Origin of the sequence: Yersinia massiliensis, from assembly GCF_003048255.1 — a bacterium.
Taxonomy (GTDB): domain Bacteria; phylum Pseudomonadota; class Gammaproteobacteria; order Enterobacterales; family Enterobacteriaceae; genus Yersinia; species Yersinia massiliensis_A.
Genome location: NZ_CP028487.1, coordinates 1,759,001 through 1,785,380 on the forward strand (window position 1 = coordinate 1,759,001; position 26,380 = coordinate 1,785,380).

Below are 26,380 nucleotides of genomic sequence, written 5' to 3' on the forward strand. Positions count from 1 at the left end.
ACCAAATGTCATGAGTAGCAGAGCCGAATAACCGCTCCGGCTCTGCGATTTTTCAGTGAATCAATACAGAGAATCCACGTTATCTTTGGTGACACGCAACACATTATGGAACTGGATCAAACGTTTATCTTGATCAACTTCCGCTTTACCTACCCCTGGGACATCCATACCGGTTTCGATTTTCTCGCCTTTCAGCACTTTATCGGCGACCGCGGTCAAAGCATAACCGGCAGAACCTGGGTCATAAGTCACGCCCATCGCGATATCACCACTTTTCACCAGCGAAGCGGCTTGAGAAGGGATCATCATGCCAAAGACATGCACTTTGTCTTTCGCGCGTTTTTCTTTCACTGCACGGCCAGCACCGATTGGGCCTTGTGAGCCAAAGGCAACAATGCCTTTCAGGTCACTGTGGGCTTTCATCAAGTCCAGTGTGGTACGACGTGAATCGTCAATGCTCTCAGCAACAGGCATGCGGCTAGTCACTTCGAACATATCCGGATAATGTTCTTTCTGGTATTTCACAAACAGATCGGCCCACAAGTTATGTTGTGGCACGGTCAGGCTGCCGACATAAATCACATAACCGCCTTTACCGCCCATGGCTTTCGCCATTTCTTCCACGTTATCGGCGGCGAATTTTGCGTTATCGATGATTTCGATATCCCAGTTAGCACTTGGCTGTCCTGGGGATTCATTGGTTAATACCACGATACCGGCGTCACGGGCTTTCTTAAAGACGGGCTCCAGTACATCGGCATCGTTAGGCACGATACTAATGGCGCTCACTTTCTTAGCGATTAAATCTTCGATAATTTTAACTTGTTGCGGGGCATCGGTACTGGATGGGCCGACCTGATAGGCTTTGATACCCAGATCTTTACCGGCACGTTCTACACCTTCACCCATGCGGTTAAACCACGGCATACCGGCGATTTTCGAAATGTTAACCACTTCGATTTCTTGCGCCAGCGCGCTGCCCGAGCATACCATCATGCTAAACAGACTGGCTGCCAGTAGGGTTTTTACACTCAGTTTTTTCATCTAATAAGGCTCCCGGAGCTATGTAGGTTACGGTTATCGTTGTTCGGTATTGGTGCAATATTATGATGCTGGATACATGTGTTTTATTTATGTTTTTAAAAAAATGAAGATTTAACAGGGCGTAGATTTTACATCTGCACTACATTTCCTGTTGCTTGACTCTAATCCTTCGGCAGCTATTTTCCCCATATCACTGAATGCTATTTATATGGATTAAATGGCTGCTTTCCCTGTTTGTGATTGAGGTCAACATTTTGAGGCGAAATTTAAAGTGCGTTGCATCAAAATGGTGGGTGGAAGGGGAATAACAACGCTAGAAACATGGACAATTTGGTTCGGATGTTTCTTAATTAGTCTGCTAATTTTTTGTACTCAGCAGCGATAACGGAGATTAACGCACTCCCCCTGACACCATGGTTAACAGGTGTTGGTGCGGGTAGTTTTGGGTGATGTGGTGTTGCTGTAACTGCCAGTAGAGCTTTTCGACGTCATGGCGTTGGCGGTCTAGCAATAAACCGACGACGCTACCGCTGTGGGCCACGTTCAGCCCGTATAAATCCAGTGATTCGACTAACGTCATCAGCGCGGCGAAATCGGGTTTCACCAGTAAACGCTGGCTGGCTTGTGCACTGAGCGTGGTGGCTTGGCCCAGTAGCGAACAATCGCGCTGTTCGGCGGCTTGGGTAAAGAGTTGCCATGCCTGCGCCAGTGACGCGGCGCTTGCCAGTAAAGCCGGTTGGCGATCTCGGCGGTGGTAATCTTCAGTATTGAGGATCTGCGGGCTTTCCAACAGCAAGATATCCACGGCAGGCTGCCAATCATAGGATATTTGCGTCGCGGCAGTTTGGTGGTCAAACAGCGTTAATTGCTGAAATAGTGTACTGTCGGTCGGCTCCAAGCTCACACACAGGGCCGCGAGGGCAGCCTCATCCAGCGTTTTCCCCAGATGACGAGCGGTGGCCATTGCGGTGGCGGCGATATCGGCAGTGCTACTGGCCAGCCCTTTTGCCACCGGAATGGTGGAGTCAAAACAGATATTCAAGCCACGCGCCATATCAGCAGGGTGATCGAAGTAAGCCAAGACGGCCGCCAGCATTTGTCGCATCCGCGGCCGCTCATGCCCATTGGGTACACCGTCGCTCACCGACACGGTACTAAACCAATTGACGGGGCAGGAAATCAGCTTCTCGCCCCCCAGAATCCAGCCTTGGATTAACTCGCCACAGGACGCAGGGCAGCGGGCTTCAGCCATGGCCGAGAACCTGCTGCAACGCGGTGATCAGCCGCTGATTATCGGCAGCACTCTTAACCGCCACACGATAATGGTCACGGGTTAATGCGGGGTAGTTAGCACAATGGCGAATCAAAATATGATGCTGTAATAACGCCTGTTGCAGATCGATTTCTGGTTTCAGGCAGCGCAAGAAAATATAGTTGGCCGCCCCTTGCCAGACCCGCAAAGCAGGCAGAGAACACAGTTGTTGGTATAACCAGCGCTGCTGCTGTGCTAACCACTGATGTGTGGCTTGAATATATGCATGATCATCGAGAATGATTTCACCGGCCAGCGCTGCAAAGGCATTGATGGTCCAAGGCTCGCGCAGCTGTTTCATCTGCGCGATAGCGACTTGATCACCACTGAGCAGATAACCGAGTCGTAACCCAGGGATAGCGAAAAATTTGGTCAGTGAGCGCAGCACGTATAAACGCGGGAACGCCGCTAATTGTGGGGTAAGCCCCGTTGCCTCCGGCAGAAAGTCGATAAAAGCTTCATCGACAATCAACGCAATTTGGTATTGATGGCAGCACTGCACAATGGCTTGCAGTAGCGCGGCATCCGGCATCAGCCCTGTGGGGTTATTCGGTGTCGCCAAGAACAGGCAGTCAGGGCGCGATTGAGCCAGAACATCCAGCAAGCGCTCATCAGGCTGGAAGCCATCGGCTTCACTCATCGCATAATCACTGATCTGGCAACCTACCCGTTGCAGGGCGCGGCGATATTCAGCAAAACCCGGTGTGAGCAACAGTGCGGTGCGCGGTTGCAAGTGGTGAACTATCGCGTAAATCAGTTCGGTGGCACCATTGCCCGCCATGATGTTTTCTGGCTGGCAATGATGGACACGGGCTAACGCACTATGGAGTTGGCGATATTTAACATCAGGGTAGCGTTCCGCGCGGTTAAGCTGCGCCACAATGGCTGTTTTCAGGGATTCTGGCATCCCCAAAGGATTAATGTTGGCACTGAAATCAATGATATTTTCTGCATCTGTCCCGATTTTCAATGCCATTTCCAGCACATTACCGCCATGCTCACTCATTGCTGCCTTATCCCCGTCGTTAGCTCGTGTGCGCAGAATATCATACCCATCGCTGCGAACTACAACGCCAACGACAGGGGGGAGATCAACGAGGGAATTGAGCTGAGCGATAACGCTTCTGGTGTGAATGCCAGAATGTCGCGCAGTCGGACCACATCACCAATCACAATCAGTGCAGGGGCCGATAAGCCCTGCGCAGTGGCTTGATCAGCTAAAGTGGTCAATGTGCCACTGGCCACTTGTTGCTGTTGGTGGCTGGCATACATCACCACGGCAGCTGGCGTGGTTGGCGCTTTACCGGCGGCAATCAACTGCTGGCAAATGGTCGCCAATTGCGTCATTCCCATCAGGATAACCAGCGTGCCTTCCAGCTTCGCTAACGTGGCCCAGTCTTGTGGTTCGTTACCTTGGCGTAGATGACCAGTGATGACATGGAAACCGGAGGCATAATCACGGTGCGTCACCGGTATCCCCGCATAGGCTAATCCACCAATGGCGGAGCTGATCCCGGGCACCACTTCGAACGGGATTTCTGCCAACGCCAGTGCTTCAGCTTCTTCTCCACCGCGCCCGAACACGTAAGGATCGCCGCCTTTGAGCCGCACCACATTCAGGCCACGCAGGGCGCAATCCACCAAGATCTGATTGATTTCAGGTTGCGGCACCAAATGGTGATTGGGGTTCTTGCCCACATTGATCATTTCGCAGCCGTCAGGGGCTTCAGCCAGCAGTTCAGCACAGACTAACCGGTCATACACCAGTGCTTCTGCCTGACGAATGGCATGCAATCCTTTGACCGTAATCAGCGCCGCATCCCCCGGCCCCGCGCCCACCAGCCAAACTTTTCCACTTTTCATCTTGCTTCTCACTGTATGGCGAGGGCCGGTTGTACCGGCAGGGTTTGTGCCACGCGCATGACATCACGGGCAATCATCAATTCTTCATTGGTGTTAACGATGGCAATTTGTACCGGCCCCGTTTCTTTTTGGATAAAGAACTGGTTCTTCTGATTTTTCTCTTCGTCCAACTCGATACCGAGAAACGCCAGATCGCGGCAAATCTGTTGGCGCGCATGACGAGCATTCTCGCCAATACCGCCGGTGAAAATCAGTGCATCAATGCCACCCAGTTGCACGATATAGCTGCCAATCACGGCGCGAATACGTTCAGCAAACAGTTCAAGCGCCACTTGCGCGCGGGTATCGCCGTTGTTGGCCGCCTGTTCCACATCACGGTAATCATGCGAAATGCCGGAAACCCCCAGCAAGCCTGATTGGTTATTGATCAGTTGATTGATTTCGGCGGCACTCTTGCCTTCCGTTTGCTGAATAAACGGCAAGATGGACGGATCGATATCGCCGCTGCGGGTGCCCATCATGATCCCAGCCTGTGGGGTAAAGCCCATGGAGGTATTGACGGAGCGCCCGTTGCCGATGGCGCACAGGCTGGAGCCATTGCCCAAGTGACAAGAAACAATGCGCAGCGATTCGAGTGGCCGCCCCATGCGTTCGGCGCAGACGCCACTGACATATTTATGGCTGGTGCCGTGGAAGCCGTAACGGCGAATACCTAGCTCTTCATAGTAGCGCCACGGCAAAGCATACAGATACGAGGTCTGGCTCAGGGTTTGGTGGAATGCGGTATCAAATACCGCCACGGCGCTGGCATGGGGCAGGGCCTGTTGGAACACGCGGATCCCCAAGGCATTAACCGGATTATGCAACGGGGCCAGCACACCCAACTGTTCAATTTGAGCCAGCACATCAGGAGTGATGAGCACAGAATCGGCAAAAGCTTCGCCGCCATGAGCGACGCGGTGACCGACGCCAGTGATTTCCGCTAGCGAATCGATAATATTGTGCTCGATAAGTGCGTGCAGCAAATGTTCTGCGCCTTGGCGGCAATCGGCAATGGGCAGCGTTTCCCGCCATTTCACATCACCGGCACGCAGGTTAAACACCGCATCATCCATCCCGATGCGCTCAATTAATCCTTGGCATAACACCTGCTCATCCGCTTGACCGGTTTGCGCATTGAACATGGAAAACAACTGAAATTTCAACGAAGAACTGCCGGCGTTTATCGCCATAATCTTACCGGGCATGCGACTCTCCAGAATGATTCAAATAAGTCATAAGGTCAGTTAATCCCTCGCCGGTTTGCGCCGAGGTGATAAAGATATTTTGTGCGCCTGCTTGCTGCAGGCCCTCTGCCGCCCAATTCAGTTGGTCGGGGTGGCTCACGGTGTCCGCCTTGCTGATGATGCCAATCACCGGTTTGTTGAAAACCTGTGCCAACATTGGGGCAAACCAGCTCTGCGTGGCATCGGCGTTTTGCACCAAACCCACCACATCGGCTTCACAAGCACTTGCCAGTAACGCACTGTACAAACAGCGGTTTTCCAGATATTCGCCCGGCGTATCGATGGCATTGTCTTGCCAGATAATGGACTGAGTTTTCTGGTAATTGAGCGTCTCGCCGCGTAAACGCTGGATCAGCGACGTTTTACCGCACTGGCTAGGGCCAATTAACATGATGCGTTGCATGGCATCAGGTCCGCGTCATCGGGCAAGCGGTGAATTTCATCATGTCGCCTAAGGTATGAATCACCTGTTTCAGCGCATACTCCACCGCAGAAACATCGCCGGTAAACACCACGGCACCGGTAAATCGGTCGATAAAACCAATCTCTACCGCGCCCGATTTGGTGGCGATATCACTGGCAATAATCGAGGCTTCACTGGGCGTGATGGTCAGAATGCCAATGGCGCTGCTGACATCGTTTAGCCCCAGCTTTTTATAAAGCGCCTTGTTGGGGTTGGCGATAAGGTGCGCGAGGGTGATCTGTTTACCGGGAACATATTCCTGAATGACACGCTCGGGTGTGCTGCTGTTTTCCATCATGCCTCCTGAACTAACTGACGCCACAGCGCCTCATGGGGACGGGAGATCACGGTGCTGTAAACCAGTAATCCCTTCTCACCGGCACACTGGCTGGCAACGTCAACGGCGGTTTGCACATCGGCAATATCGCCACTGAGTACCTGATAGCACTTGCCCCCGATACCGAATGCCATATGGATGCGCACCAGCGTGACATTGGCGGCTTTCACCGCGCGGTCTGCCGCGGTAATACAGGCTGCGACACTCCATGTTTCCACCACGCCTGCCGCCTGACGGTTTTGAACCGTATTGAGGCCGCTGATCGCCGGTAATACTGAGGGGTGAAGATTCGGTAAGACGATGCTATCGACCAATAAGTGGCCGCTGTGTTTTTCACCATTTTGCACGGACTGGCTAACGGCCCCGATATCGCCGCCGACCATCAACAAATACTTGCCAGGGCAGAGGGTTTTACTGACCAACAGGCTGACGTTGGCGCTTTTCAGCATCAAGTCACAAACCTCCATCCCTTTGGCGATACTGCTTAATTCAACAATTCCAATGGCTTGAGACATGCTCATTCCTCTTCATGGTCGCAACGCAGGGTAATAGCGTGGGCGCTGATATCCGTGACGACGCCGCGAATACTGGCATGCACTGGCGCACCCAACGCGTTAGGGGGGATCTGCCCAATCAGTTGGCCGCGCTGGACCTGTTCGCCGACCGCCACGACAGGCTCGGCGGCGGCACCAATGTGCTGACGTAACGGGATAACCACTTGTTGCGGCGCAACGTCTAAATCGATAAAGGGAGCGGGTTGATACCAGTCGGTCAAATCCAGCCGCGCAATCAGCCGTGATATCGGCACCATGCGGTAATTGGCCATTGGATCGGCCTCACGCAGTTCCCCTTGATAACGTGCTCCCTGCGCGCGCAACTGTGTTTTAAGCAGCCGATTAATGCGCATTGGCGAGATATCCACCGGACAGGCATAGCTTTCGCATAAGCCGCATTCCGAGCAGGTGAGGGCGCTCAGCAAGATATCGGGCGTCGCCACCTGTTGATAAATAATCGCCCGTACCAGTAAATGCGGCGGCAATTCATGCCCAATAAGGTGACGGGGGCAAAGTTCGGTACACATCCGGCACTGCTCGCACACCGCGCGGGCAATGGCGAGCACATCCTGATCACTGCGTGCGCGGCGAGTGATCAACAAGTGATCCGCGGGCAGCACCAATAAGCCGCCGGTGGTTTTGGTCACCGGTTGATCGAGATCATGCAGGGCATGACCCATCATCGGCCCGCCATTGATATAGGCCGGATTGTCGATAGTTGCGCCGCCAGCCAATGCCAGCACTTCACGTAGCGAAGTCCCTAGCGGCACGGTCAGGGTTAAAGGCCGTGCCACCGCACCGTTGACGGTCAGTGTGCGGCGGGTGACGGGCCATTGCTGTTCCACGGCACGCGCCACATTGAGCAAGGTTTGGACGTTATTGACCACCACGCCGATGCTCACTGGCAGCGCCGCTGGCGGTACACGGCGACCCGTTGCCAGCCAAATGGTGATTACTTCATCACCGGCGGGGTACACATCAGGCAAAATATGCAGCCGAATTTGCGGCGGCAGCAACGGCGTGAGCGCTGCAATGGCCGCGTCATATTTGGCTTTGAGCGCAATAATGCCTTCGCGTGCGCCGGTGGCGACCATGCCATAAATCACGCCCCGCACCAGCCGCGCGGCTTCCCGTGGTATCAATTGCTGATCCACTTTCAGCATCGGTTCACATTCGGCGGCATTAACCAGAAAGATTTCAGCTTTCGCTTGCAATTTCACCGCGGTGGGGAACCCCGCGCCGCCGGCACCCACCACCCCAGCATCGCGTACCCGTTGCTGAATGGTCGCGGCATCGCATTGCGCCAATTCACCGCAGGCGAGGGGGGCACTCAGTAACGGGGCCAGTGGCATTTGCAGATCACTCATAGAGCGCCTCGACGATGCTACGAATCGCTTTGTCATCTGCCGCACGCGGATTGGTACGCAGGGTGACATCCGCCAGCGCAGCGGTGATGATGTCAGGGATCCGCTGCGTTAACTCGCGTTCGGTGACTTTCATTGCCGCCAACGGCTGAGGCAGACCGCATTGACGCTTGAGCTGCTCAATCTGATGAATCAATTGATTCACCGCGCTGCGATCATCCGCATTTGCGGGGCTGAAATGACACAACTTCGCCAATCGTGCATAACGTTTCTGCGCCCGTGTATCGATGGCGTTAAAGCGAATCACCGGTACCAGCAGCAAGGCATTGGCTAACCCGTGGGCGATATGGAACTGACCACCCAATTGGTGCGCAATAGCGTGATTGATGCCTAGCCCCGCCTGACTAAATGCCATGCCCGCCAGTGTTGAGGCGTTATGCATCTTGCCGCGAGTGATCAGGCAATCACCTTTTTTGCAGGCCGTCGGCAAGTGGCGAAACACCAGTTGCACCGCTTTTTCGGCCAGTGCATCGGTGAAATCACTCGCGCGCGGTGAGACATAGGCTTCCAGCGCATGCGTCAGCACATCTAATCCGGTATTGGCGGTGATAACCGGTGGCACAGTGACCACCAGTGCTGGATCTAAAATGGCGATATCGGGATATATTTCATCGTCAAATAACGGATATTTAATGCTTTTCTCCGGATCGCTTATCACGCACGCGCTGGTGACTTCGGAGCCGGTGCCGCTGGTGGTCGGGATCGCGATACAGGTTTCAATCTCCAGCCCTTGCTGACGGCTAAACCAGACAATGGCTTTCGCCGCGTCCAATGCCGAACCACCACCAAACCCGATCACCACATCAGGATGTAGGGTTTGCATCTGCTCAATCCCCTTCACCACGGTGCTGATATTCGGGTCCGGCGTAATATCGCTGAACAGGCTGATCTGGTTATCCGCAGGCAGCGCTTGTTTTAAGCGATCTAACAGCGGCGAGGTGGCCAGAAAGCCATCACAAATGATCCAGATTTTGCGCTGATGGAAGCGTTGCAGCACTTTGAGGCTGCCTTCCCCGCTATAAATGCGTGTTTGCAGGAAAAAAGTCTTCATACGTCCTCGCTCAGCGAATGGAGAAACCGTTAGTCAGCACACAGCGACGTTGGCGCGCAAAGGTGCGGGCAGACGTGGTGCCTTCGCCGGTTGGTGTGGCGATGGTAAAGGTGGTAAAGCCTTCGCCACCGACACCGATACCGGCATAAGACGGGCCGTTTTTAACAAAAATGGAGGTCTGCAACAGGCGGGCCGCCAGATTCAGGCGCGAGACATTTTGCGAGTGCATGGTCGCGGTATGATGCAGGCCGCCTTCCACCTGCAGCGCCAGCGTCAGCGCGGCATCAAAATCCTTTACCCGCACCACCGGTAACAGCGGCATCAATTGTTCAGTGGTCACCAAGGGATCGTCACCGGCGACTTCAACCAGCAACAGGCGTGGGGCTTTGGCTGGGCAAGCCAGACCGGCGGCTTTCAGCAGCTCAATCGGGCTTTTCCCCACCAGATTTTTATTGGCGTGGCCTTGAGGTGTTAGGCAAGCTTTACGCAGGCTGTCGACATCTTGCGGGTTGCTGATCAGTAACGCATCGAAGGCTTGCATCTGCTGCAATAAGCGGTCGGCGACACTCTCCACCACAATCAGGCTTTTCTCTGCGATGCACGGCAGGTTGTAATCGAACGATGCGCCAGAGACGATATCTTGCGCCGCTTTTGCCAGTTCGGCGGTTTCATCCACCAAACAAGGCGGATTGCCGGCACCGGCACCAATCACTTTTTTGCCGCTCTTCATGCCCATCGCCACAATGGCCGGCCCGCCGGTGATCGCCAACAACGGGATTTTGTCGTGGGCCATCATCTGTTGGGTCGCTTCAAAGCTAGGTTCTTGCACGGTCACCACTAAATTGCGGATGCCACAACTGTTGAAAATGATGGCTTCAATTTGGGCAATTAAATCCAGTGACACGGCTTTCGCGCCTGGGTGCGGGCTGAAATAAACCGCATTACCGGCAGCCAACATGCTGATGCTGTTATTGATGATGGTTTCAGTCGGGTTAGTGCTCGGGGCCACGGAGCCAATCACACCGAACGGTGAGTATTCGAATAACACCATGCCGCCGTCGCCGGTCAGGGCAGTGGTGGACAAGTCTTCAATACCGGGGGTGTTTTCCAGCGCGGCCTTGTTTTTGAGGTATTTATCTTCTTTATTGCCCATGCCCGTTTCGCTGGCACCGCGTTCTGACAGTGAGGCTAACTGGGGTTTGAGTTGTTCACGCAGGGCGCTAATAATGGCGCTGCGAGTTTTCATCGGGCTTTGCTGATAGCGCAAAAAGGCGCTGTGAGCGGCATTAACTGCTTCATCCACGCTGGCAAAAATAGCGCTGGAGGCAGACGCAGTAGCTGGCGTCAGTTGCTCGGTGAGGATAGTGCGAATGAGAGTTTCAAGATCATTGGTATTCATTATTCATTCCTCAGGTGTAAAGCCGATATGGCCGCTTCTGCTATGTGCATATCTTGTTCGACGCTACCGCCGCTGATGCCTAAACCGCCCACCAATTGGCCATCACGCCACAGGGGGTAACCGCCACCAAAACTCACCACTTTGCCGCCGGTGCTGGCTTCCAGTTGGAACAAGTCAGCCCCCGGTTGAACGGCGCTGCTGAGTTGATGAGTGGCTGCTTTGAGGGCAACGGCGGTCCACGCTTTTTTCGGGGCCAACTCGCTGCTGACCAGCAAGGTATCGGGCATACGGTAGGTCATGATGAGATTGCCGTGGCGGTCAGTCAGGGCGACAACCACCGCAATATCTAATGTCATGGCGGCTTCAACCGCCAACTTAACTAACTGATGAACATCGGAAAAACCCAGGCCAGTCGCGGTAGGTCGCGTTTTTGTGGCAGGCTGAGTCTCCTGGGTGGCAGCCAAATAACGGGCCAGCACGGTCTGCGCGGTGTGTTGCAGCTGTTGGCGCTGGTCTTCGTCGCGGGCCAATGCATACAGGCAATCCGATAACCGGTTGAGATACTGCAACAGCACCGAGCGCACGGGGACTTGTTCGGCCAGTTCAATCAAACGTCGTTCACAGCGCCGCGCTAATGTGCGGGCAAAATGTAAACGGCTACCGGCTTCGGTATCGCCGGGCAGAATAAATCCTTTGACCGGTGGCAACTGCGCCATGCAGCGGTCTACCGCCTGTTCGAGTGCGTGGATGTCCTGCTCGCTGATGCTTTTACGCCCAACGGGAGGAACCTCAATGCCTTCGCTGGCTAATTCGGCGCTGAAATAAAACAGTTGATGCTGTACCGCATCAATTAATTGACGGTTCTCTTCACCTTGCATCACTCGGGCGCACAAACTCAGTGCGGCGTTGAGTTCATCCAACGTGCCGTAAGTTTCCACCCGTGGGTGACTCTTTTTTACCCGTTGTCCGGTGAACAGGGCAGTGGTGCCCGCGTCGCCCGTCTTGGTATAGATGCTCATAAAATCACCGTTCTATCTGTCAGGTTATTCAAGGTCAGACAGCGCACTCATCACGACGCGCGCTCATCATCAGTAAGAGCATTCATCAACGATGGCGACAATCGCCAGATCGATGGCATCATTCGGCTCAGCAAACACACGTCTGGCACTGGAGCCGCCCGCCAGTAGCACCAGTTCTCCCTGACCCGCGCCGACGGAATCGACCGCCACTTCATCCGGCGTTTTGCTGTCTGGCGGCAGTGAGCCATCACCGGCGACACGGCGCACCAGCAGCAACTTTTTCCCAATCAGCGTTGGTGACTTTTGCGTTGAGACGACGGAACCTACCACTCTGGCCAGTTGCATGATTTACTCCTGCCTTAACAGTTGAATATGACGGGCTGATACGGTGTCTTGTGCCAGCGGTGTAACCAGCGTATGAGCATCAATCAGCAGCCAGCCACAAGAGAGTGTGGCGATATCGCGATAACCCAGCACACGACCCGCATGCAGGCGCACCGCGACACCTTGGTTGTCACTCAAACTCAGCGGCATACGGCGCAGTGCCGCAGCGGGTAAGGCTGGCAACAGTTGACGATGCAAACTGATATGCACTTTCATGCCCCAAGACCACGCCTCGTTGAGGGCATTGACCGCCGGACATTGGCTATCGGACTGTGCCAGCCGATGCATAAACGCCAGATCCGGCAACATCAAATGCAGCGTGGCATGGCGCACGAATACCCAGGGTTCCAGACCCGCACGCAACTGAGGCAGCAGCAAGGCGTGAACCCTACGTTCGCGCTCGGTCAAGCGCGTAACAATCTGGCTGACCAGTTGTTCGGTTTGGGCCTGAGTCAGTGTCATGATTGCGCTGTCCGTGATGGCATCAAAAGCGTGGCAAACGCGGCGGGATCATCCGCACCTGCTGCATTGGCCTCGTCGGTATCGATGTGCATTTCCAGTTTCATTTGGGGTGAAACGCGAATGGCAACATCGTCCATAATCAGGCGGCGACCACTGCCTTGAATCGCCACTTGTACTCGGTCACCGTGCTTCACTCGGTAGATCAAGGCATCCAGCGGCGACATATGAATGTGCCGCAGCGCCACAATCACGCCATGAGGCAACTCCACTTCGCCGTAGGGGCTGACCAAACGGATAGCGGGTGTCCCTTCCAAGTTGCCGGACATGCGCAGGGGCGCATTGATCCCCAGCGTGCGCGCGTCGGTGCGAGAGATCTCCACCTGACTTTGGCTACGCAATGGCCCGAGAATGCGCACGTTTTTCAGGCTGCCTTTCGGCCCGACCAACGTGACCGTCTGTTCGGCGGCATATTGGCCCGGTTGCAGCAGCGCCTTTTTCTCCAGCAGTGGCTGCTCAGGGAACAGCCGTTGGTAATCTTGCGCCGAGAGATGTAGGTGTCGATTGGAAACCCCAAGCGGGATCGGACGAAGACGCATTTCGTCGAGGATCTTACTGACAACGGGTTCCAGTAACGCTTTTTCCATCAGACTTTTCCTCGTTTACCCAAGTGGATACAACGAAAGCGAGGTTCACCTTTATGGCGTCGGCAAGCGGGATCGAGGCAAAGATTGCAACTCACACGAGGCGCTTGCAGAGCCTCACTTTCTATCCGTTTTTTTTCGAGACTCACCACCGTATCCGGTGCATCATCGGTCGCCGTCTCAGCCGGTTTTGGGGCATCGATTTCTTCGGTTTGCGCCTCATTAATGGCAGGCGCTTCTGCTTTTTTTACTTCTACAACTTCAACTTCTACTTCGGCTTCTAACTCACTGACCCCTTCACTCACCGGCTTATTCACAGGGTCGAGGGTCACTTGCACCTCGACAGTGATCGCCTCGGTGGGGGCTTGCCAATAAGCCATCAAGCTATCTGCCGGACGGGCTAACACCGCACGGGAAACCAGCCCATGATGCTGTTCGGCAAAGGCGGCACCGGTACTGATTGCCGCCTGTACTGAAGCCACATCACCGGTTAGGCGGATTAACATCCAGCCGGAGCCGTTGGTTTTTTCTATTCCGATCAGGTTGACGGATGCGGCTTTCGCCATGGCATCCGCCGCGCCGATAGCCAGCGCTAGACCGCTAACTTCAAGTAAACCCAGTGACGTTTTCACGCTGTGCTCCTCGTCTTACCCTTAGGCGGAGGTCGGTAAAATAGCTTCTACATCGCTGTGTGGGCGCGGGATGACATGGCAGGACATCACTTCACCCACCGCACTGGCGGCAACAGAACCGGCATCGACTGCGGCTTTGACGGCACCAACATCCCCGCGCACCATGACAGTGACCAAACCGGAACCGATTTTTTCGTAGCCCACCAGTTGGACGTTGGCAGACTTGACCATGGCATCAGCCGCTTCGATAGCAGCGACCAGACCTTTGGTTTCGACTAAACCTAATGCGTTGTTCATGAGTTCATTTATCCTTTTTGGGGTTATGGAGATGACTTAAACGGTAAACCTTTAACCAGTCGGGCGGCGTTGTTACCAAGCTGCCGTAATTGGTCATCGTTTTGCGCCCATGCCAACCGGAACAGCGGGTTAGTGGGCGGTAAATGACGAAAATGCACCACCACTTCGTCAGCAGAACAGGCGAGGCCCACCAATAACGGCGAGCGGGTGGCAGCCTGCCATGCACGGAGAATGGCATCGCCTTCTTCGTCTTGTTGCCACTGCCAAGGAATGCCTTCTTCCTCAATGCCCAGCAATACCTGATGCCAAACCGCTGGCGGCGTTGGCGTGGTGAGACTGATCACGATAGCGGGAGCGTCATTGGCGAAATTCATGCATTACGCTCCCGTTGAAAAGCCAGAATCAGACCCGTTGCCACGGCATTACGTGGGCCTTCAACGGCGCGAATGTTGCCGCGGCCCGCCACTAGCTTGAAGTGGGAGAGGGCATCGGTGACCAATTGTGGGACTTCGAAATCCAGTGACGAGCCGCCCACCAGCACCACGAAGGGGATATCGCGGATATTGCCGGTTGGGCTAACTTGGCGCAGGGCTCGCAGCGCATTGGTCACAAACACCCGCTCTTTTGCGGAGCGGCGAATATTGCGAACTTTTTCCAGTGCGTAATCACCCGGTAGCGGCACCAGTCCTTCCGGTTTCACCACCACCAGCCGCGCAAAAACTTCAGGAGCGAGGGGGTGTGGGAAGAACTGAACGCTGCCGTCTTCATGGCGCAGGTGGAACAAACTTTCCACTTTGGCGAGCGGATACTTTTTGATGTCTTCCGCCAGATAGCGGTCTTGGAGATCCAGTTCTGAGGCGATGATCATCGTCACCATATCGCCCGCACCTGCCAGATGCGTGGCAACGATTTGACCTTGGGCATTGATGATGGAGGCATCGGTCGATCCTGCCCCTAAATCGAGGATGGCGAGTGGCCGTCGCGTCCCTGGTGTGGTCAGCGCGCCGAGTATCGCCGCTTCGGCTTCCGCCCCCCCGACCTGAACATCAATACCCAATGTCTTTTCGATTTCACTGGCGATATGCGCCATTTGCAGGCGATCAGATTTCACCATCGAGGCGATACCCACCGCTTGCTCAAGAGAGAACTCGCCCGCCAAACCCCCAATGACATTGACCGGCACTGCCGTGTCGACGGCCAGCAAGTCTTGAATGAAGATTTCATTGGTCGGTTTGTTGGTCAGTTCTGCCATGGTTTGGCGCACGTGTTCGAGCATGCCGCCAATGTTGGTGCCCGCTTCACCGCTCACATTGTCCAAATGACGGAAGCTGTTCACTGCCGTCATAATGGCTTCACTGCCCGTCGCAACATCGACCTGCACGGTGCGGCCATCGGCAAAGAGCACCAAATGACCGGCCGGAATGGATCGCGCTTTAACGTCCCCTTCCGGCGTTTTCACCACCACCGCAGAACGTGTGCCAATTAAGGCGCGCGCCACCGGAACGATGTTTTTGGTTTCTTCGGCACTGAGTTCAAAAACAGTGGCAATACCATAAGGGTTAGAGAGGGTTTCAATCACTTGGCCCGGCATCGCCACTTCAACTGCGGCCAACATGCCCATGGGGATGCGGTCGATATACAGCACTTCATCGACGATCGGCACTGGGTGAGTGAGACGGTTGCTGACCAAGACACCATCATCCCGCTGCAAAATAATCGCGGTGATGCGGTATCCCGCACCCGTTGCCGCATTGACGACCGCCGCCACATCGGCAAAATCAACCGTGGCAGGCACCACTAAAATGTAAGGTTGGGTCGGATCGCGGGTGACCAGTTCATCAATGGTGATGGTTAGCCCCACCCCTAATCCCAACCCACCGGGGGTTTTAGGGTTGTGGCCGATCATGGTGGATTCCGTGATGATGGTTTCAGTAATGGTTTCCATCGCCACATCGCCAATCACCGGCGTTGCCTCGTTAATACGAATCAGACTGATATCGCTCAGTGCGATACCGGCCTTTTCCGTCAACAAGGCCAGCGCTTTGTTGATGCCGAAAATGTTGCGTTGCGTCCCTTTGATACCGGTGGTTTCGGTGAGCGCGCTGGTGACAAACTGCAACTGACCATCAGCTGCGCAAGTAGCCAATGCCACTTCCGTTGATGAGTTTCCGATGTCGACACCGACGATGTAGCGGCCCATATTCTTCCCCTTCACCTTTCAATTTGCAGCGGTGTTGGCTGCATTCACTCACCCCAGTCACTGACTTGAGTCAGCTTCTGGGGATTGTCTATCTGCAATTTGAAATCTATTGGCTATAACAATTAATTGATGAACTAATCGTCGCCTTTGAGCTTCTTACGCTGAACATACAAAACGGCCGCTTCGCGCACGAAGGTGGCGCAAATAGTCGCTTTGTAGTTCTGCTCCAAATCATCCGCGATGGCGTTCAGTTCTTCTTTGCTTGAACGGTACGGACGCAGGGCGTTATAGATATCCAACACCTTGTCATCCGGTACAGCAGTCAGCTCAGCAGCACGTTCAAAGTTCATGGCCAACAGCGGACGACCTGCGTCTTTGGCAATAGAGGCTTGAATGCGCAGGATTTCAGGCGTGATACGCAAATCCTGTGAGGTGACACTGCCGTTCAACACGTTCGCCAACGTCAGATCATCCAGTGTTTTGTTGGTGGCGGTTTTTACCCATTCAGGGTGCTTATTCGCCAACGGATAATCAGAGACTTTGGCATCACTGCGCGTACTGGCCGCCGGTGCTGGACAGGCTGCTGCCGGTGTTTGGCCTTGCAAGCTGTTCATCTTGTTCAGCACATCGCGAACCATGGATTCAATAGCTTCGGAATTCATTGTGTTTTCCTTTGTTAAAGCGCCACCCGGAGTTCCTGAGGATTCTTGCCGGTCACCACATATTTGGTTTCTTTAATGTGCAGAATCGCTGATTTAGCCTGATATTTTGGCCGCGCCATTTGGTCATTCAGGGTCGGAACCGGTTGTGGTGATTCCCGTTTGGCATAACGCGCCGCGTTTTTGCCAATCTGGCGGTAGGTTTCCAGCGTCAACAGTGGCGCTTGTGGGAACAACTCCAAATTGGACAGCGGCGGCAAACCTTGCTGATGAATGACCGTTGTGCCTTTAGATTGAATACCGATAGAGATACCGGAACCGCTCAAGCGGTTACCTTCAACCGCGACAAAGGCCACGTCGGAGGATTTAAAGCAGCGGATAACCCGCGCCTTGATCCCTTCTTCTTCGATACCGGCAATCACTTCACGCAAGATGTTTTTGTGCGGTATCCCAACGATGTTGGCGGTTTGCGACAGACCAAATGCTGGCCCCACCGCAATGATCACTTCATCCTGATTATTGCCAGGGCGGGCTTCACCCACTTCAGTGAGGAAATCGCCAGAGGCCACGGCGGTTGATGCGGCCGCAGGCTGGGACGGTTGCTTAAAGGAGACGGTATTGTTGTCTCCTTGCATTTCCTGCAATACGCCTTCGATAATTTGGCGTAACAGTTTTTCGTTAATATCCACCATCTCGTGAACCCCTTAGCCAAGCTCATTCGGATCAAGCGCGTTTGGAATGTTTTTGATCTCTTCCCAACGTGCACCTTCCAGCCGATAACCCGTCGCTGGACCCGCGTAGTCATTGACGTCATTCACCGCTGACAGGACTTGATTGTCACCTTTGATGATCGCCGAGGTGTGCAGGTAGTCACCGGCAATTTTGGCTTTCTGGATGTTGAGCATGTCTTGCGCCACATCTTCAAAACCGCCTTGTGCCAACGCTTTAACCACTTCCAGACCGGTGCGGTTTTTGCTGATGATTTCCTGAGCGAACTTGATGTCTTCGACGATGTTACGTTCCGGCATATCTTTCGAGCCGTGCGCATAGGTCGCCGCAATCACTTCTTCGTCAGTGATTGGTGGCAAGCCCATACCGGCAAAGACAGCTTGTAAGGCACGCGCGGCTTTATTACGGATCGCCACGACGTCAGCTTCCAACACCGGACGCAGACCGCCGTCGACTTTCAGGTCGCGCTGCATCACGTTGTAGTCGTCAAAATCTTCGGCATCTTCGTTAGAACCCGCGAACATATTGTCGTAGTTCGGCACGGCGGAATAACCGGAGGAGATAAAGTCAGTACCCGGCAGGAACTGCATCAGCAGGCGAGCGGTACGACGCATATCAGAGTGGGTAAAGGTTTGGTCGTTACTGGACGCACATTCCAAGTCCAACGCCGAGCAAATCAGGTTTTCTGCCAAAATGGCGCGAATGCCTGATGGCACAGCAGAAGGCACACCGACGCAGCTTACCGAGCCGTTTTGCAGCCCTTGAACGCCCGCCGCTTTGGTGATGTAAATACAGCGCGCTTCCAGATACAGCATGGATTTGCCTTCGGCGTAGCCCATTTGTACTTCAGAGCCAGAACCGGAGGTAAAGCGCATTTTCAAACCGCGTGATGCATAGGACGAGGCGAGGAAGCCTTTCGACCATGGCGTGTCATCGCCATCGGTAAATACCGGCTCAGTCCCATAAACCGAAATGGTTTCGGCATAACAGGTATGGCCCAACATCCCCAGTTTCAGCTCAGTGGCTTCTTCCAGTGAACATTGTGTCAACACGCCGGGGCGGCCAACTTGCGAACCCACTAACAGTGCAATGGCATTAAACGGCGCATAACGGGCCACGGCCACGGTCGTTTCTTGCTCATCGAAGCCACGGAACGCGCCTTCTGCGGCATCAGCAGCAATCTGCACGGGGTTATCTTTCACGTTAGTGACGTGAGCTTGTTGTGATGGGGTACGACGTGCGCGCATTTTCTGCATCGACATCATCATTTCCACCACGTTCATATGGGAAACCACTTCGACGATTTTGGCCGGTGTCATGGCGGTCGTCAGAGGCACGATGGTGCGGCGTGACACATTCGGATCACACAGCATATTGGCCAGTTTGATGGAGTCCATTTTCATCACTTCTTCCGCGTGCGCGAGGTTGATACCGTAGCGGGCGATAAAGTGATCGATCAGGTCGAAACTGCTTTGTGGCTTGCCATCTAGCTCAGTCACCACGCCGTTTTCGATCTTGATGGAGGGTTTGGGATCGTTCGGGCTTTCCATGGCAATAAAGCCTTCTTCGATCCACTCTTTGACAAAGCCGTCCTGATTAACCGGGCGTTTCGCCAACGCTTCAAATCTTTTCGATTTCATGAAACAGCCTCACTGTGGCGTCAGATATAAGAAGGGCGGTCGTTTTTCGGTTCAGCGCCTAAGGTGCCTAATACCGTTTTGCCAATCTCACGGGCAGAAATCACTGCCTGACGAACTGCGCCAGAATCGCCGGAGATAACCAGAATGACTTCGTTACTGAAGCTGGTGCCTTGTGCCGGTGAGCTGTAAGCCACCACGTCAACGTTGGCAGATTTCACGGCGGTATCAGCCATCAACACGCCAATCGATGCAGGCGCGCCAACAATCACGCCGCAAGAACGGCCCAGCGGTGCACCAAAGGCTTTTTCTAACGCATGGCTCGCACGGGCGCTGTATTGCAGTTCAATGTGGCCGGCTTCATTGGCGTAAACATCGCCGAAAGTCCGGTCCAACTCTTTCAGGGCCACTTCCACGGCACGTTTCACATCAGACACATCGTCACCACCGAAGATAATCAGCGAGCCATGACCTGCGCCGCCTTTGGTATCACGGGGTAATTCGATGCTGACCACTTCGGTATTGGTGGCTTTAACGGCTTCATCAGCCGCCATGATGTGCGGGCCTGCGCCAGTACGCGCGCCCAAAATGCCAATGGAGCGATAGCGTTTTTCCAGCTTCATTGCGTCCAGTAGGGCGGTATCCACGTTGGCGATAACCAGTCCGACGGTGTCACCAATCGCGGTACCAACAAATTCCGTTAAACTGCAAGTTTTCTCAGCCATAGCCGTATCTCGTTGTTTATGGGCGGGTTGCGTAGAAGACGCCGGAGCGTGTTCACTGACTTTAGCGATTACCTGCGCCATGATTTGGTCGACCAGGTCATTGCTCTTCATTCGTTATGTCCCTTTGGTGAGCGGCTTTTCGGTAAAAAAGCCTCGACATCGGTGTGTGGGCGCGGGATCACATGGGTGGATTTCACTTCACCCACTTTGGCGGCTGCGCTTGCACCGGCATCGGTGGCGGCTTTTACTGCCCCAACATCACCCCGTACGATGACGGTGACGAGGCCAGAGCCAATTTTTTCGTAGCCGACTAAGGTCACATTGGCCGATTTCACCATGGTGTCTGCGGCTTCAATGGCGGCGGTCAACCCTTTGGTTTCCACCATTCCTAGTGCTTCTTGTTGCATAAATACCTCGACGAAATATCAGTTACCTTGTTTAGGCTTGAATAGACATGTTCGGAATAGGTGCTGCTGTGTTTAGCGTTCAGTTCGTCATGCTTAAATATTGAATTGTCAGGTTCGTGCTGAGGACGAATATACAAACAAGTGATGAAAAAGAATGGCTGTATTGAATTTACTGGCGGGAATGGTTAGTGACTAAATAACACATTATTGTCATAGAAATAGGATAATTGGGTGTTTTATCAGAAGATTTTACTGTTCTGCCATGACAATAACTGGTGATTGGATATTCAGAATTGAAATTTAGTGAGTGACAGATAACATTGATTTTGATAAACGCGCGCCTGCCCGGTAAATAGAATGCGGTTTGCTTTTTATTTAAAAAAAGGAAGGCTATTTTTAATGAAAGGGGAAATTGAAGAGGTCTTTGGCGCAAAAATGCGAGCCTGATAACAATAACGGAAAGAATAAAAAGCAATAAAGTCATATACGCCAACAAAGTATAAAAGTGCCTATTAACAGGGTATTGCTGGGTATTTTTACTGTCATGATGACAATAATTTGCTATCAAAAGTCTAGTTTTTGTTTAATGAATGCTAAATCACGACAACACTTTTATTTTGTGTCTCTTTATAGTGGTTCAGTCAAGGGCCGTGCACTTATTCATCTATGTGAAGTCAGTGAACACATTTAAGCTGCTCATTAACCTTAAGTTGTTCATTGATGGAAAATAGATTGATCATAATAATCACAAGCAGGGTAACTCTATGAATGACTCACTCAAGGCTCAGTGTATTGCAGAATTTCTCGGTACTGGGCTATTTTTGTTTTTTGGTATTAGCTGTCTGGCAGCACTCAAGGTGGCCGGAGCCAGCTTCGGCTTGTGGGAAATTTGCATCGTGTGGGGGCTGGGGATTTCATTGGCCGTCTACCTGACGGCTGGCATTTCCGGCGCGCATCTCAACCCTGCCATTACCATTGCTTTATGGCTTTTTGCGTGCTTCCCAGGCCGTAAAGTGATTCCTTATTCTATCGCACAGATTGCCGGCGCATTTGGTGGGGCGGCATTGTCTTATTTGTTGTACCACAACTTATTCACTGATTTTGAAACGGCACATCAGATGGTTCGTGGCAGTGTCGAAAGCCTACAGTTAGCCAGTATTTTCAGTACCTTCCCATCACCAGCAATCAGTGTGTGGCAGGCTGCCTTCGTTGAAATCGTGATTACCTCGATTCTTATGGGGCTGATCATGGCGCTGACAGATGATGGTAATGGCGTACCTCGCGGCGCGTTAGGGCCATTGTTAATTGGTATTTTGGTGGCGGTGATCGGGGCATCGACTGGTCCATTAACCGGATTTGCCATGAATCCAGCCCGTGATTTTGGCCCTAAAATTTTCACCTTCCTCGCCGGTTGGGGAAAAATCTCGATGACTGGCGGCCGCGAAATTCCTTATTTCATCGTGCCGATCATCGCGCCGATTATTGGTGCTTGTTTAGGGGCGGCAGTCTATCGTGTTTTCATCGGCAAAAATCTGGCATGCAATGCCTGTAAATTAGAAGATGAAGAAGCTACCCATTAGTGATTGAGCGCCATCTTAATAACGTAACGTCATTTTAGTCCCATGACGTTATCGCTAAGAGGCGAGAAAGAGAGAAGCCAGCGTGTTTCCTCATCTTACGATGACAACCCTAAAGTAGGATGAGGAAATTTCGTGATCTATTTCGGTTAATGAACGTATTGTCGTCCCTTATTGATGGTGATTCTGATAAAGTGAATTGTTATTTTTTCATTTTTCTTCAGGGTTAACCTTCACGGGGAAATAGATTTTTGACCTTAGCGAATGGGAATGAAAATACAACAATGCATTAACATATTAAATAAAACAGGGATGATTTATCGCAACAAAAAACTTTATAACAATAAATTAAAATTCACTGAGAGGTTTTATCATGATTTCTGCCAGTTCTCTAAACTCAGAGCTCATAAATAAAATCGCGCAGGATTTTGCTCAGGCAACGGGCCTCGCCGTCGTTGTGGTCAATATTCACGGTGAAGAGATTTCCGACTTATTCAATTTCACACCATTTTGCCAATTGATGCGCCAAGATCCGGTTAATCATCTTCGCTGTCGAATGAGTGATCGTTGTGGTGGCCTTGAAGCCTCTAAATCCAATGAGCCTTGTATCTACCGTTGCCATGCTGGGCTAACGGATTTTTCTATTCCGCTGGTGATTGCCGGCCATCTGGTCGGGTTCGTGTTGTGCGGGCAAGTGCGGTTGCACTCGGATGTCTATCTGATTGATATCCTCAATGTGGATAACCACTGGCAGCAGAATCCCGCGTTGATGGATGAATTCCACAATGTCCCGATCATGGATTTCTCGCGGGTGATTGCCTCTGCGGACTTACTGAAGCTGATCGTTGAGAACTGCCTGAAAAAACACCTTAACTTTGTGGTGATCAATGACAACATGGGCAGTAAAGATCCCGGTCGAGCGCGGCCTGTGCATCCTCACGACAGCAAAATGAAAAAAGTTTTACGCTACATTGATACCCATTTGTCGGAAGAGCTACGCTTGGAAGATGTGGCGAGCAAGGTGTATCTCAGCCCCTATTATTTCAGCAAGCTATTCAAAAAATATCAGGGCATCGGCTTTAATGCGTGGGTAAACCAACAGCGAATGGCCAATGCTAGAGAGATGCTACAACACAGCGATTGGAGCATTGCCAGTATTGCCAAGAATCTGGGTTTTTCGCAAACCAGCTATTTCTGCAAGGTGTTTCGGCAAACTTATAATGTGACTCCACAGGTATTTCGTTCGCTCTCTTCTGATCGTAACGAAATGGAATAGACAATATTGATTTAATATTATTCAATTATGTAGTCAGTTTTGATTTTCTATTTTAAATTGTCATCGAAAAATTAAGTTTTTAAAAAAATTAATGACAATAATTTGTTATTCTAGAAAATGATAATTCAAGTGTAGTTGTCTGTTTTTAAATGGTAATTTTGGTGTTGATGACAATAATTTCATATGCGCATGCAAAAAAATCATCATCAAAAAATGAAATTCACCATTTTTTATGAACAGAAAGGCGTATATTAATTTTATGGCACGCTAATAAGATACTCATTCATAAATGCACTGTTATAACAGTGTAAATAAAGAGATAAAATAAATAACGAAATAAGAAATTTTATATACCGAAATGGTCATGTTATGCGCTAAAGCATAACTGGGAAGGGGGTGACAATCCCCCGCAGCCCCCGCTGCTGTGATGCTGACGACCCCGCTGTAACCACTGATCCACCGGATTGGGAAGGTGCGGGAGAGGATGACGCTAAGCCAGAAGACCAGCCAGATCGGTAAACGATATTCAACTCCTTCGGTGGGAAGCGGGTTGTCATCAGATGCGCGCAGCGGCGACGATGCGTTGGCGCACCTTTTTGACACTGCAGATCCCGCTTGAAATGGCGGGATTTTTTTATGCAACGGTCTGGCAAACAAGCCTTTATCATCGCAGGAACCGGTAGCGGATGCGGTAAAACCACCGTGACGCTCGGTCTGCTGCGCGCGTTGATGGCGCGTGGGCTGTCGGTACAGCCGTTCAAGGTGGGGCCTGATTACCTCGACACCGGTTGGCATAGCGCAGTGAGCGGTGTGATGTCCCGCAATCTTGATGCCTTTATGTTGCCGGTTGAAACCTTAAATGGGCTGTATAACCAGCATATGCGCCATGCCGATGTGGCGGTGATTGAAGGTGTCATGGGGCTGTATGACGGTTACGGCACCGATCCCAACTATTGCAGCAGTGCCGCGATGGCGAAGCAATTGGGGTGTCCGGTTATCTTACTGGTGGACGGCAAAGCGGTATCAACCTCGGTGGCGGCTACCGTGATGGGTTTCTGCCAGTTTGACCCTGATTTGGTGATTGCCGGGGTGATCGTCAACCGCGTTAATTCTGATAGTCATTACCAACTGCTGCGCCACGCTATCGAACACTATTGCGGTATCCCTGTGTTGGGCCGTGTGCCAGTGATGGATGATGTCGCCTTGCCATCACGCCATCTCGGGCTGGTCCCTGCGCAAGAGCGCGATGGTTCGAGGCCAAATCAACGTCTGCAACCTGACAGCGATCCGCGCTGGCAACGGCTGGCGCAGCAAATCGAGGAAACGATTGATCTCGACCGGCTATTAGCACTGACCCAGTGCGCGACGTTGCCAGCAGGAACCCCACCAACATTGCCGCCGCAAGCACTGGCTGAGGGCCTGACATTGGCGCTAGCCGATGATGAAGCCTTCAATTTCTATTACCCCGATAACCTTGATTTACTCGAGCAAGCTGGGGTGCGCATCCAACGTTTCAGTCCACTTCATGACCGCCAATTGCCCGATTGCCAAATGATCTATCTCGGTGGTGGCTATCCGGAAGTGCACGCCGCCAAACTGGCTGCGAACACCGCCATGCACAGCGCGTTACGGCAAGCCCATCACCAACAAATTCCCTTGTATGCCGAATGTGGTGGCTTGATGTATCTGGGCGAAGGGCTAACGGATGCGGATGCGCAGCACCATAGGATGGTCGGCATTCTGGCCGGTGAAAGCCATATGGGAAAACGCCTGACGCGTTTTGGTTACTGCCAAGCACAGGCGCGTACTGACACCCTTTTAGCCGCGCAAGGCGAGACGCTACGCGGCCATGAATTCCATTACTCCGATTTCACCAGCACCTTGACACCGGTCTTTGACAGCAGCAAGTGGCGTGATGGTGTTGCCATTCAACGCTGGCACAGCGGTTATCAAGTGCAACGTACCCAAGCCAGTTACCTGCATATTCACTTCGCCCAACGTCCCGGTTTGCTCAACGGTTGGCTAAATGCCGCTCGGAGTCTGCTATGACACTCGCGGCGTGGTTTGTGGCTTTTCTGCTCGATAGCTGGCTCGGCGACCCGCCGCACTGGCCGCATCCGGTGCGCTGGATTGGCAACATGATCACGGTATTGCAACGGGCGATTCGGTCGGTTTGCCGCAGCGAGCGTGCGCTGAAATGGGGCGGTGCATTGTTATGGCTGGTGGTGGTGGGCGTGACTTGGGGCGTGAGCTGGGGATTTTTATGGCTGATGACCCAGATTCACCCTTGGCTCGGTTGGGTCGCGCAAGTGTGGATGATTTACACCTTGCTGGCTGGGCGCTGCCTGAGTGAAGCGGCGCTGTTGGTCTATGACGCGCTGCAACACGGCTCACTGGCGCAAAGCCGCGAGAAACTGTCATGGATTGTGGGGCGGGATACCTCCCAACTGGAGAAACCGCAAATGACGCGTGCCGTCGTCGAAACGGTGGCAGAGAACAGTGTCGATGGCGTCATTGCGCCACTGTTTTTCCTGCTGTTAGGCGGTGCACCACTGGCGATGGCTTACAAAGCGGTCAACACCCTTGATTCGATGGTGGGCTACAAAACGCCAAAATACCGTGCGATCGGTTATGTGTCGGCACGTATGGATGATCTGGCGAACTGGCTGCCTGCTCGCTTGAGCTGGCTGTTGCTCAGTGCCGCAGCATGGTTCATTCAAGCCGATTATCGGCAAGCGTTGCGCATTGGTTGGCGTGATCGCTATCAACACTCCAGCCCCAATTGCGCGTGGTCTGAAGCCACCGTCGCAGGTGCGCTGGGGGTGCGTTTGGGTGGCCCCAATGATTATTTTGGCGAGCGAGTAGAGAAACCCTGGATCGGTGATGCGCAGCGCGAAGTGGCGTTGAACGATATCCCGCGCAGCATCCATTTAATGCTGATGGCATCACTGCTGGCCCTATTGCTGTTTGCCCTGATTCATCTGCTGCTGGTTGGCATTTAA

28 protein-coding genes and 1 riboswitch are annotated in these 26,380 nt (G+C 52.9%); of the genes, 4 read left to right on the forward strand and 24 right to left on the reverse strand.

Annotation, left to right across the window (positions count from 1 at the left end; translation table 11 throughout):
• Positions 1-60: 60 nt before the first annotated feature.
• The 24 genes from DA391_RS08035 to pduA form a co-directional block, all read right to left on the reverse strand.
• Positions 61-996, reverse strand: coding sequence for an autoinducer 2 ABC transporter substrate-binding protein (locus tag DA391_RS08035; RefSeq protein ID WP_226720212.1), 936 nt, complete (start codon positions 994-996; stop codon positions 61-63).
• Positions 997-1,435: 439 nt separating this feature from the next.
• Positions 1,436-2,296, reverse strand: coding sequence for a GHMP kinase (locus DA391_RS08040; RefSeq protein ID WP_050079819.1), 861 nt, complete (start codon positions 2,294-2,296; stop codon positions 1,436-1,438).
• Positions 2,289-3,362 carry a threonine-phosphate decarboxylase CobD gene (cobD, locus tag DA391_RS08045; protein ID WP_108087521.1) on the reverse strand — a complete coding sequence of 358 codons (1,074 nt, stop codon included), beginning with the start codon at positions 3,360-3,362 and terminating at the stop codon, positions 2,289-2,291. The genes DA391_RS08040 and cobD overlap by 8 nt, the downstream gene beginning before the upstream one ends.
• A gap of 59 nt (positions 3,363-3,421) precedes the next feature.
• Positions 3,422-4,219 carry a uroporphyrinogen-III C-methyltransferase gene (gene cobA / locus DA391_RS08050; protein WP_050079817.1) on the reverse strand — a complete coding sequence of 266 codons (798 nt, stop codon included), beginning with the start codon at positions 4,217-4,219 and terminating at the stop codon, positions 3,422-3,424.
• Between the two features lie 8 nt (positions 4,220-4,227).
• Positions 4,228-5,466, reverse strand: coding sequence for an acetate/propionate family kinase (locus tag DA391_RS08055; RefSeq protein WP_050079816.1), 1,239 nt, complete (start codon positions 5,464-5,466; stop codon positions 4,228-4,230).
• Positions 5,456-5,908 (reverse strand): EutP/PduV family microcompartment system protein, encoded by a 453-nt coding sequence (locus tag DA391_RS08060; protein ID WP_049609386.1) that lies wholly within the window; start codon positions 5,906-5,908, stop codon positions 5,456-5,458. The genes DA391_RS08055 and DA391_RS08060 overlap by 11 nt, the downstream gene beginning before the upstream one ends.
• A gap of 4 nt (positions 5,909-5,912) precedes the next feature.
• Complete coding sequence (gene pduU / locus DA391_RS08065) at positions 5,913-6,263, reverse strand: propanediol utilization microcompartment protein PduU (RefSeq protein WP_049609389.1); 351 nt, start codon at positions 6,261-6,263, stop codon at positions 5,913-5,915.
• On the reverse strand, positions 6,263-6,820 hold the full coding sequence (locus tag DA391_RS08070; protein ID WP_019210493.1) for a BMC domain-containing protein: 558 nt from the start codon (positions 6,818-6,820) through the stop codon (positions 6,263-6,265). Before DA391_RS08070 ends, pduU begins: the two co-directional genes overlap by 1 nt.
• Positions 6,821-6,822: 2 nt before the next feature.
• Positions 6,823-8,226 carry a 4Fe-4S dicluster domain-containing protein gene (locus DA391_RS08075; RefSeq protein ID WP_108087522.1) on the reverse strand — a complete coding sequence of 468 codons (1,404 nt, stop codon included), beginning with the start codon at positions 8,224-8,226 and terminating at the stop codon, positions 6,823-6,825.
• Entirely contained in the window at positions 8,219-9,334 is a 1,116-nt protein-coding gene (locus DA391_RS08080) for a 1-propanol dehydrogenase PduQ (RefSeq protein WP_050079814.1), read from the reverse strand. Before DA391_RS08080 ends, DA391_RS08075 begins: the two co-directional genes overlap by 8 nt.
• A gap of 10 nt (positions 9,335-9,344) precedes the next feature.
• Positions 9,345-10,733, reverse strand: a complete 1,389-nt coding sequence (locus tag DA391_RS08085; RefSeq protein ID WP_049609398.1) for an aldehyde dehydrogenase family protein — start codon at positions 10,731-10,733, stop codon at positions 9,345-9,347.
• The gene (locus DA391_RS08090) at positions 10,733-11,752 is read right to left on the reverse strand and encodes a cob(I)yrinic acid a,c-diamide adenosyltransferase (protein WP_108087523.1); all 1,020 of its coding nucleotides are present in this window, start codon (positions 11,750-11,752) and stop codon (positions 10,733-10,735) included. The genes DA391_RS08085 and DA391_RS08090 overlap by 1 nt, the downstream gene beginning before the upstream one ends.
• A gap of 69 nt (positions 11,753-11,821) precedes the next feature.
• Entirely contained in the window at positions 11,822-12,097 is a 276-nt protein-coding gene (locus tag DA391_RS08095; RefSeq protein ID WP_004873635.1) for a EutN/CcmL family microcompartment protein, read from the reverse strand.
• A 3-nt stretch (positions 12,098-12,100) separates the two neighbouring features.
• Complete coding sequence (gene pduM, locus DA391_RS08100) at positions 12,101-12,598, reverse strand: microcompartment protein PduM (RefSeq protein ID WP_108087524.1); 498 nt, start codon at positions 12,596-12,598, stop codon at positions 12,101-12,103.
• On the reverse strand, positions 12,595-13,242 hold the full coding sequence (locus DA391_RS08105) for a phosphate propanoyltransferase (RefSeq protein ID WP_019210486.1): 648 nt from the start codon (positions 13,240-13,242) through the stop codon (positions 12,595-12,597). The genes pduM and DA391_RS08105 overlap by 4 nt, the downstream gene beginning before the upstream one ends.
• Positions 13,242-13,871 (reverse strand): BMC domain-containing protein, encoded by a 630-nt coding sequence (locus DA391_RS08110; protein ID WP_057643819.1) that lies wholly within the window; start codon positions 13,869-13,871, stop codon positions 13,242-13,244. The genes DA391_RS08105 and DA391_RS08110 overlap by 1 nt, the downstream gene beginning before the upstream one ends.
• 21 nt (positions 13,872-13,892) lie before the next feature.
• The gene (gene pduJ / locus DA391_RS08115; RefSeq protein WP_019210484.1) at positions 13,893-14,168 is read right to left on the reverse strand and encodes a propanediol utilization microcompartment protein PduJ; all 276 of its coding nucleotides are present in this window, start codon (positions 14,166-14,168) and stop codon (positions 13,893-13,895) included.
• A gap of 23 nt (positions 14,169-14,191) precedes the next feature.
• Positions 14,192-14,542: a glycerol dehydratase reactivase beta/small subunit family protein gene (locus tag DA391_RS08120; RefSeq protein ID WP_049609407.1), complete on the reverse strand. Its 351-nt coding sequence runs from the start codon at positions 14,540-14,542 to the stop codon at positions 14,192-14,194.
• A complete protein-coding gene (locus DA391_RS08125) occupies positions 14,539-16,368 on the reverse strand; it encodes a diol dehydratase reactivase subunit alpha (protein ID WP_050079810.1) in 1,830 nt (609 codons plus the stop codon). Before DA391_RS08125 ends, DA391_RS08120 begins: the two co-directional genes overlap by 4 nt.
• Positions 16,369-16,502: 134 nt before the next feature.
• Positions 16,503-17,030 (reverse strand): propanediol dehydratase small subunit PduE, encoded by a 528-nt coding sequence (gene pduE / locus DA391_RS08130; protein ID WP_050079809.1) that lies wholly within the window; start codon positions 17,028-17,030, stop codon positions 16,503-16,505.
• A 14-nt stretch (positions 17,031-17,044) separates the two neighbouring features.
• Positions 17,045-17,716, reverse strand: a complete 672-nt coding sequence (locus DA391_RS08135; protein ID WP_167311310.1) for a propanediol/glycerol family dehydratase medium subunit — start codon at positions 17,714-17,716, stop codon at positions 17,045-17,047.
• A 15-nt stretch (positions 17,717-17,731) separates the two neighbouring features.
• A complete protein-coding gene (gene pduC / locus DA391_RS08140; RefSeq protein ID WP_050079808.1) occupies positions 17,732-19,396 on the reverse strand; it encodes a propanediol dehydratase large subunit PduC in 1,665 nt (554 codons plus the stop codon).
• A 20-nt stretch (positions 19,397-19,416) separates the two neighbouring features.
• Positions 19,417-20,229, reverse strand: coding sequence for a propanediol utilization microcompartment protein PduB (gene pduB / locus DA391_RS08145; RefSeq protein WP_050079807.1), 813 nt, complete (start codon positions 20,227-20,229; stop codon positions 19,417-19,419).
• Positions 20,226-20,525 (reverse strand): propanediol utilization microcompartment protein PduA, encoded by a 300-nt coding sequence (gene pduA / locus DA391_RS08150; RefSeq protein WP_019210477.1) that lies wholly within the window; start codon positions 20,523-20,525, stop codon positions 20,226-20,228. The genes pduB and pduA overlap by 4 nt, the downstream gene beginning before the upstream one ends.
• A 764-nt stretch (positions 20,526-21,289) precedes the next feature.
• Here pduA and pduF point away from each other — a divergent pair.
• The 4 genes from pduF to cbiB all read left to right on the forward strand — a co-directional run bounded on the left by pduF (position 21,290) and on the right by cbiB (position 26,380).
• On the forward strand, positions 21,290-22,105 hold the full coding sequence (pduF, locus tag DA391_RS08155) for a propanediol diffusion facilitator PduF (protein ID WP_019210476.1): 816 nt from the start codon (positions 21,290-21,292) through the stop codon (positions 22,103-22,105).
• Between the two features lie 370 nt (positions 22,106-22,475).
• Complete coding sequence (gene pocR, locus DA391_RS08160) at positions 22,476-23,378, forward strand: transcriptional regulator PocR (protein WP_019210475.1); 903 nt, start codon at positions 22,476-22,478, stop codon at positions 23,376-23,378.
• A 342-nt stretch (positions 23,379-23,720) separates the two neighbouring features.
• Positions 23,721-23,904, forward strand: a riboswitch (cobalamin riboswitch).
• A 110-nt stretch (positions 23,905-24,014) separates the two neighbouring features.
• The gene (locus DA391_RS08165; protein WP_108087525.1) at positions 24,015-25,427 is read left to right on the forward strand and encodes a cobyrinate a,c-diamide synthase; all 1,413 of its coding nucleotides are present in this window, start codon (positions 24,015-24,017) and stop codon (positions 25,425-25,427) included.
• The gene (gene cbiB, locus DA391_RS08170) at positions 25,424-26,380 is read left to right on the forward strand and encodes an adenosylcobinamide-phosphate synthase CbiB (protein ID WP_019210472.1); all 957 of its coding nucleotides are present in this window, start codon (positions 25,424-25,426) and stop codon (positions 26,378-26,380) included. The genes DA391_RS08165 and cbiB overlap by 4 nt, the downstream gene beginning before the upstream one ends.

Coding starts and splice junctions, on each gene's coding strand:
- DA391_RS08035 (WP_226720212.1), bottom strand. CDS start 996: ATGATGGTATGCTCGGGCAGCGCGCTGGCGCAAGAAATCGAAGTGGTT.
- DA391_RS08040 (WP_050079819.1), bottom strand. CDS start 2,296: ATGGCTGAAGCCCGCTGCCCTGCGTCCTGTGGCGAGTTAATCCAAGGC.
- cobD (WP_108087521.1), bottom strand. CDS start 3,362: ATGAGTGAGCATGGCGGTAATGTGCTGGAAATGGCATTGAAAATCGGG.
- cobA (WP_050079817.1), bottom strand. CDS start 4,219: ATGAAAAGTGGAAAAGTTTGGCTGGTGGGCGCGGGGCCGGGGGATGCG.
- DA391_RS08055 (WP_050079816.1), bottom strand. CDS start 5,466: ATGCCCGGTAAGATTATGGCGATAAACGCCGGCAGTTCTTCGTTGAAA.
- DA391_RS08060 (WP_049609386.1), bottom strand. CDS start 5,908: ATGCAACGCATCATGTTAATTGGCCCTAGCCAGTGCGGTAAAACGTCG.
- pduU (WP_049609389.1), bottom strand. CDS start 6,263: ATGGAAAACAGCAGCACACCCGAGCGTGTCATTCAGGAATATGTTCCC.
- DA391_RS08070 (WP_019210493.1), bottom strand. CDS start 6,820: ATGTCTCAAGCCATTGGAATTGTTGAATTAAGCAGTATCGCCAAAGGG.
- DA391_RS08075 (WP_108087522.1), bottom strand. CDS start 8,226: ATGAGTGATCTGCAAATGCCACTGGCCCCGTTACTGAGTGCCCCCCTC.
- DA391_RS08080 (WP_050079814.1), bottom strand. CDS start 9,334: ATGAAGACTTTTTTCCTGCAAACACGCATTTATAGCGGGGAAGGCAGC.
- DA391_RS08085 (WP_049609398.1), bottom strand. CDS start 10,733: ATGAATACCAATGATCTTGAAACTCTCATTCGCACTATCCTCACCGAG.
- DA391_RS08090 (WP_108087523.1), bottom strand. CDS start 11,752: ATGAGCATCTATACCAAGACGGGCGACGCGGGCACCACTGCCCTGTTC.
- DA391_RS08095 (WP_004873635.1), bottom strand. CDS start 12,097: ATGCAACTGGCCAGAGTGGTAGGTTCCGTCGTCTCAACGCAAAAGTCA.
- pduM (WP_108087524.1), bottom strand. CDS start 12,598: ATGACACTGACTCAGGCCCAAACCGAACAACTGGTCAGCCAGATTGTT.
- DA391_RS08105 (WP_019210486.1), bottom strand. CDS start 13,242: ATGGAAAAAGCGTTACTGGAACCCGTTGTCAGTAAGATCCTCGACGAA.
- pduJ (WP_019210484.1), bottom strand. CDS start 14,168: ATGAACAACGCATTAGGTTTAGTCGAAACCAAAGGTCTGGTCGCTGCT.
- DA391_RS08120 (WP_049609407.1), bottom strand. CDS start 14,542: ATGAATTTCGCCAATGACGCTCCCGCTATCGTGATCAGTCTCACCACG.
- DA391_RS08125 (WP_050079810.1), bottom strand. CDS start 16,368: ATGGGCCGCTACATCGTCGGTGTCGACATCGGAAACTCATCAACGGAA.
- pduE (WP_050079809.1), bottom strand. CDS start 17,030: ATGAATTCCGAAGCTATTGAATCCATGGTTCGCGATGTGCTGAACAAG.
- pduC (WP_050079808.1), bottom strand. CDS start 19,396: ATGAAATCGAAAAGATTTGAAGCGTTGGCGAAACGCCCGGTTAATCAG.
- pduB (WP_050079807.1), bottom strand. CDS start 20,229: ATGAAGAGCAATGACCTGGTCGACCAAATCATGGCGCAGGTAATCGCT.
- pduA (WP_019210477.1), bottom strand. CDS start 20,525: ATGCAACAAGAAGCACTAGGAATGGTGGAAACCAAAGGGTTGACCGCC.
- pduF (WP_019210476.1), top strand. CDS start 21,290: ATGAATGACTCACTCAAGGCTCAGTGTATTGCAGAATTTCTCGGTACT.
- pocR (WP_019210475.1), top strand. CDS start 22,476: ATGATTTCTGCCAGTTCTCTAAACTCAGAGCTCATAAATAAAATCGCG.
- DA391_RS08165 (WP_108087525.1), top strand. CDS start 24,015: ATGCAACGGTCTGGCAAACAAGCCTTTATCATCGCAGGAACCGGTAGC.
- cbiB (WP_019210472.1), top strand. CDS start 25,424: ATGACACTCGCGGCGTGGTTTGTGGCTTTTCTGCTCGATAGCTGGCTC.